This is a genomic window from Mycobacterium sp. TH-M15 (assembly GCF_057473705.1).
This window is the reverse complement of the sequence record NZ_JBYCLB010000263.1, coordinates 1-5,812: the sequence shown is the minus strand read 5'-3', so window position 1 is coordinate 5,812 and position 5,812 is coordinate 1. Positions and strand designations below refer to the sequence as shown.

General features: G+C 69.6%; 6 protein-coding genes and 1 pseudogene. 2 read left to right on the top strand and 5 right to left on the bottom strand.

Annotated features, from left to right (window positions below):
* Positions 1-533 (bottom strand): annotated as a pseudogene (locus tag AC2VNT_RS06245) (acetaldehyde dehydrogenase (acetylating)); the annotation flags it as partial.
* Between the two features lie 12 nt (positions 534-545).
* Positions 546-1,331, bottom strand: coding sequence for a 2-keto-4-pentenoate hydratase (locus tag AC2VNT_RS06240; protein WP_486946025.1), 786 nt, complete (start codon positions 1,329-1,331; stop codon positions 546-548).
* Between the two features lie 231 nt (positions 1,332-1,562).
* On the opposite strand from AC2VNT_RS06240, the gene kstD reads away from it, so the two are divergent.
* Both kstD and AC2VNT_RS06230 read left to right on the top strand, forming a co-directional pair.
* Entirely contained in the window at positions 1,563-3,245 is a 1,683-nt protein-coding gene (gene kstD / locus AC2VNT_RS06235; protein WP_486946024.1) for a 3-oxosteroid 1-dehydrogenase, read from the top strand.
* A gap of 3 nt (positions 3,246-3,248) precedes the next feature.
* Positions 3,249-4,109: a MaoC/PaaZ C-terminal domain-containing protein gene (locus AC2VNT_RS06230; RefSeq protein ID WP_486946023.1), complete on the top strand. Its 861-nt coding sequence runs from the start codon at positions 3,249-3,251 to the stop codon at positions 4,107-4,109.
* Between the two features lie 43 nt (positions 4,110-4,152).
* Here the strand turns inward: AC2VNT_RS06230 and AC2VNT_RS06225 are convergent, their stop codons facing one another.
* From AC2VNT_RS06225 to AC2VNT_RS06215, 3 genes are all read right to left on the bottom strand, one after another.
* On the bottom strand, positions 4,153-5,319 hold the full coding sequence (locus tag AC2VNT_RS06225; RefSeq protein ID WP_486946022.1) for a lipid-transfer protein: 1,167 nt from the start codon (positions 5,317-5,319) through the stop codon (positions 4,153-4,155).
* Positions 5,316-5,720 (bottom strand): MaoC family dehydratase, encoded by a 405-nt coding sequence (locus AC2VNT_RS06220; protein ID WP_486946021.1) that lies wholly within the window; start codon positions 5,718-5,720, stop codon positions 5,316-5,318. The genes AC2VNT_RS06225 and AC2VNT_RS06220 overlap by 4 nt, the downstream gene beginning before the upstream one ends.
* Positions 5,717-5,812 (bottom strand): hypothetical protein (locus tag AC2VNT_RS06215; protein ID WP_486946026.1); only part of this gene is annotated, 96 nt, incomplete at its 5' end. The genes AC2VNT_RS06215 and AC2VNT_RS06220, both read right to left, overlap by 4 nt.

Below are 5,812 nucleotides of genomic sequence, written 5' to 3'. Positions count from 1 at the left end.
GTCTTGGTGAACTCGTCGATGTTGGCCCGGGTGCCCGGGCCGGCCGACGTCGATGCCACCGACGCGACGATCTCGGCGTAGGGCACCTCGCCGGCCGCCTCTTCGACCGCGCGGGTCACCGCGTAGACGATCGGGATGGTGGCCTGGCCGCCGCAGGTGATCATGTTGACGTTGGGCGCATCCAGGTGGTCGTGCAGGTTGGCCGGCGGGATCACCGCGGGGCCGACGGCGGCCGGGGTCAGGTCGATGGCCCGGATGCCGGCCGCCTGGTACTTCGGCGCGTAGGCCTTGTGCACGTAGGCGCTGGTGGCCTCGAAGAGCAGGTCCGGCTTCTCGTCCTGGGCCAGCAGCCAGTCCGCTCCCTGGTGGCTGGTCTCCAGCCCGAGCTTGCGGGCCCGGGCCAGGCCCTCGCTGTCCGGATCGATGCCGATCATCCAGCGCGGCTCCAGCCACTCCGAGCGCAGCAGCTTGTACAGCAGGTCGGTGCTGATGTTGCCCGACCCGACGATGGCGACACTCGCCTTGTTCGGCATCCGCGAACTCCTTTACTCGAACGACAACCGCACGGAGCCGAGGCCGTCGAACTCGGCGACGAATTCGTCCCCCGGCCGTGCGTCGATGGCGCGGGTGCAGGATCCGGGCAGCACGATATCCCCGGCCTTGAGCCGCACCCCGAAGCTCTCCACCTTGCGGGCCAGCCAGGCCACCCCGGTCACCGGGTTGCCCAACACGGCGTCGCTGCAGCCCTCGGCGATCACCTCGCCGTTGCGGGTCAGGGTGGCGTTGATCCGCTTCGGGTCGATGTCGGCCGGCGCGACCCGGGCCTTGCCGAGCACGAACCCGGCCGACGAGGCGTTGTCGGCGATGGTGTCGCAGAGCTTGATCTGCCAGTCGACGATCCGGGTGTCGATCAGCTCGATCGCCGGCACCACCGCCTCGGTGGCGGCCAGCACGTCGGCTTCGGTGCACCCGGCGCCGGGCAGGTCGCGGGCCAGGATGAAACCGACCTCCACCTCGACCCGCGGATACAGGTAGTTGCCGGTGGGGACCGGGACGTCCTCGAAGACCTGCATCTCGTCGAGCAGATGCCCGTAATCCGGCTCGTCGACGCCCATCATCTGCTGCATCGCCGCCGACGACAGCCCGACCTTGTGGCCCACCACCCGGCCGCCCTCGGCGACCCGCTGGCGAATGTTGATCAGCTGGATCTCGTAGGCGTCCACCACGTCGATGTCCTGGTGGGCATCGGTCAGCGGCGAGATCGGCACCTGACTCCGTTCGGCCTGCGCGAGGTCGCCGGCGAGCTTGTCGCGTATCGGGGCCGAGAGCATGTCGGAAAACTCCTAGAGTCGGATGAATTGCGCCGGGGCGTCAACGTCGACCGTACCGGGAAATTCTATAACGTGTTCTACATCGCCGGACAGGGGTTCGGCACAACCGGCGCAGCACCGCCGCAGCAGCCGCGGGAGCACCGGCTACCGGGTATCGCACCGGTCGGTGCGGCGGGCCGGCCGGACCGGCCAGGTAGCGCCGGGGCCGAGCAATTTTATAACGTGTTCTACATGACCGGACAGGAGTACGACGTCGTCGTGGTCGGCAGCGGTGGCGCGGGCATGGTTGCCGCCCTCACCGCCGCCCGCCAGGGGCTGTCAACCATCGTCGTCGAGAAGGCCGCCCACTACGGCGGATCGACCGCCCGTTCCGGCGGCGGGGTGTGGATCCCGAACAACGAGGTACTGGCCCGGGCCGGGGTGACCGACACCCTGGATGCCGCCCGCACCTATCTGCACACGATCGTCGGCGACGTGGTGCCGGCCGAGAAGATCGACACCTACCTACGGCGCGGCCCGGAGATGCTGTCGTTCGTGCTGAAGAACTCGCCGCTGAAGATGTGCTGGGTACCGGGCTACTCCGACTACTACCCGGAGCAGCCGGGCGGCAAAGCCTCCGGGCGGTCGATCGAGCCGAAGCCGTTCAACGCCAAGAAACTCGGCGCGGACATGGCCGGTCTGGAGCCGGCCTACGGCAAGATCCCGTTGAACGTCGTGGTGATGCAGCAGGACTACGTCCGGCTCAATCAGCTCAAGCGGCATCCGCGCGGGGTGCTGCGCAGCCTGCGGATCGGCGCCCGGACCATGTGGGCCAAGGCGACCGGCAAGAACCTGGTCGGCATGGGCCGAGCGCTGATCGCACCGTTGCGGATCGCACTGCGCAACGCCGGCGTTACGGTGCGGTTGAACACCGCGCTGACCGATCTCTACACCGAGGGCGAGGCGGTGCGCGGTGTATACGTGCGGCCGGCCGACGGCGCGGAGACCGCTGAGCCGCAGCTGATCTGGGCCCGACGCGGGGTGATCCTGGCCTGCGGCGGATTCGAGAAGAACGAGCAGATGCGGGTGAAGTACCAACGCGCGCCGATCACCGCGGAGTGGACCGTCGGCGCCGCCGCCAACACCGGCGACGGCATCCTGGCCGCCGAGAAGCTCGGCGCCACGCTGGACATCATGGAGGACGCCTGGTGGGGCCCGACGGTGCCGCTGCTGGGTGCGCCGTGGTTCGCGCTCTCGGAGCGCAACTCGCCGGGGTCGATCATCGTCAACATGGCCGGCCAGCGCTTCATGAACGAGTCGATGCCCTACGTCGAGGCCGTGCATCACATGTACGGCGGCCAGCACGGTCAGGGGCCCGGACCGGGCGAGAACATCCCGGCCTGGCTGGTGTTCGACCAGCGCTACCGGGACAACTACATCTTCGCCGGGCTGAACCCCGGTCAGCGGTTGCCGCGCAAGTGGCTGGAGTCCGGGGTGATCGTCACCGCCGACACCCTGACCGAGCTGGCCGAGAAGACCGGGCTGCCCGCCGAGGTGTTCACCGCGACCGTGCAGCGGTTCAACGAGTTCGCCCGCACCGGCGTCGACGAGGACTTCCACCGCGGGGAGAGCGCCTACGACCGCTACTACGGCGACCCGACCAACAAGCCGAACCCGAACCTCGGCGCGATAGGCCGGGCGCCGTTCTACGCCGCGAAGATGGTCCCCGGCGACCTGGGCACCAAGGGCGGCATCCGCACCGACGTGCACGGCCGGGCGCTGCGCGACGACGGCAGCGTGATCGACGGCCTGTACGCCGCCGGCAACGTCAGCGCGCCGGTGATGGGACACACCTACCCGGGCCCGGGCGGCACCATCGGGCCGGCGATGACGTTCGGCTACCTGGCCGCGCTCGACATCGCAGGAAAGGCCTGACACATGCCGATCAACCTCGACGCCGCCCTGGGTGCGGAGTTCGGCGCGGTCGAATTCTCCTGGTCTGCAACCAATGTGCAGCTCTATAACCTGGCGCTGGGCGCCGGGTCGGACCCGATGGACCCGCGCGAGCTGTCCTACGTCGTCGACGGCACCCCGCAGGTGCTGCCGACGTTCGGCTGCGTGGCCGCCTCGTTCAACGACGTCGAGCCGCCCAAGGTGAGCTGGCCGGGAATCGAGATCGACCTAGCCAAGATCCTGCACGCCTCCGAGCAGGTCAGCGTGCCGGCGCCGCTGCCGGCGTCCGGTTCCGCGCGCGCGGTGAGCAGGATCGTCGAGGTCTGGGACAAGGGCAAGGCCGCCGTGGTGGTGCTGGAGACCAGCGTGACCGGGTTGGACGGGATCCCGCTGTGGACGCAGCGCCGGTCCATCTTCGCCCGCGGCGAGGGCGGCTTCGGCGGCGAGCGTGGGCCGTCCAGCTCGTCCGAGATGCCGGACCGGGCGCCGGATTTCACCGTGGACATCCCGGTGTCCCCGCAGCAGGCGCTGCTGTACCGGCTCTGCGGCGACCGCAACCCGCTGCACTCCGACCCGGCGTTCGCCGCCGCCGCCGGCTTCGACCGGCCGATCCTGCACGGGCTGTGCACCTACGGGATGACCTGCAAGGCGATCGTCGACACCGCACTGGACGGCGACGCCGGGGCGGTGCGTTCGTTCGGCGCCCGGTTCGCCGGGGTGGTCTTCCCCGGCGAGACGTTGCAGGCCAGCATCTGGCGCGACGGTGCCCGGGTGGTGGGCGTGGTGACCGCACCGTCGCGCGACGACGCTGCGGTGCTCGGCGACGTCGAACTGGCCTCGGCCTGACCCCTCCCCGAGCGTGCGCGTAGGCGCACGTTCGGCAGGACAGTCAGCCCAGGATCAACCCCGACGTGGGCACCCCGGTACCGGCGGTGACCAGCACGTGCTCGACGCCGTTCACCTGGTTGACCGAGGTGCCGCGCAGCTGGCGCACCCCCTCGGCGATGCCGTTCATCCCGTGGATGTAGGCCTCGCCGAGTTGGCCGCCGTGGGTGTTGATCGGCAGCCGGCCACCCAACTCGATGGCGCCGTCGGCGATGAAGTCCTTCGCCTCGCCCCTGCCGCAGAATCCCAGCTCCTCCAACTGGATCAGCGTGTACGGGGTGAAGTGGTCGTAGAGCACCGCGGTCTGGATGTCAGCCGGCTTCAGCCCGGACTGCGCCCACAGCTGCCGGCCGACCAGGCCCATCTCCGGCAGGCCCAGCGCGTCGCGGTAGTAGGAGTACATGGTGAACTGGTCGACGCCGGAGCCCTGGGCCGCCGCCTCGATGATCGCCGGCCGGTGCTTGAGGTCGCGGGCCCGTTCCGGGGTGGTGACCACGATCGCCACCCCGCCGTCGGTCTCCTGGCAGCAGTCCAGCAGCCGCAGCGGCTCGGCGATCCACCGCGAACTCTGGTGATCCTCGATGGTGATCGGCTTGCCGTAGAAGTGCGCCTTGGGGTTGACCGCCGCATGCTTGCGGTCGGCCACCGCCACCGTGCCGAAATCGGCGCTGGTGGCTCCGTATTCGTGCATGTACCGTTTCGCGACCATCGCCACCGACGCCGCCGGCGTGGACAGGCCGTGCGGATAGGACCAGCTGTACTCCACCCCGCGGGAATCGGCGTTTACCGTCAGACCGGTCATCACCTGGCCGAACCGGAACTCCGAGCGCTCATTGAAGGCCCGGTAGGCCACCACCACGTCGGCCACGCCGGCCGCCACCGCCAGCGCCGCCTGCTGCACGGTCGCCGCGGCCGCCCCACCGCCGTAGCCGATCTGGCTGAAGAAGCTCAGCTCGCCGATCCCGGTGGAGCGGGCCACGGCGGTCTCCAGGTTGGAGTCCATGGTGAAGGTGACCAGGCCGTCCACGTCCGACGGCGCCAGGCCGGCGTCGTCGAGGGCGTCCAGCACCGCCTCGGCGGCCAGCCGCAGCTCGCTGCGGCCGGATTCCTTGGAGAAGTCGGTGGCGCCGATCCCGGCGATCGCCGCCTTCCCGGAGAGCGTGCCGGTCATCCGGCATCGCCGTCGGTGAAGGTGGCGGTGGCGATCACGTGATCGCCCAGGCTGTTGCTGCCGACGATCTTCACCGTGACCAGCGGCCCGTCGACGGCGGTCACCTCTCCGGCGAACGTCACGGTGTCGTAGGCGTACCAGGGCACCCCCAACCGCAGCCCGATCGAGCGGATAACCGCTTTCGGGCCGGCCCAGTCGGTGAGGTAGCGCTGCACCAGGCCGGTGTCGGTGAGGATGTTGACGAAGATGTCCTTGGAACCCTTGGCCTGCGCCTTGTCCCGGTCATGGTGCACGTCTTGGTAGTCGCGGGTGGCGATCGCCGTGGAGACGATGAACGTCGGGTCGCCGTACAGCTTCAGCTCGGGACGCTTCGTGCCCACCTCGATGGTCGGCGCGCTCATGCGTCCGGCTCCCAGGCGTACAGCGTCCAGGCGGGCCCGACGTCGTTAGCCGGGAAGTCTAGATAGGTTGCCCGAACCGGCATCCCGATCTG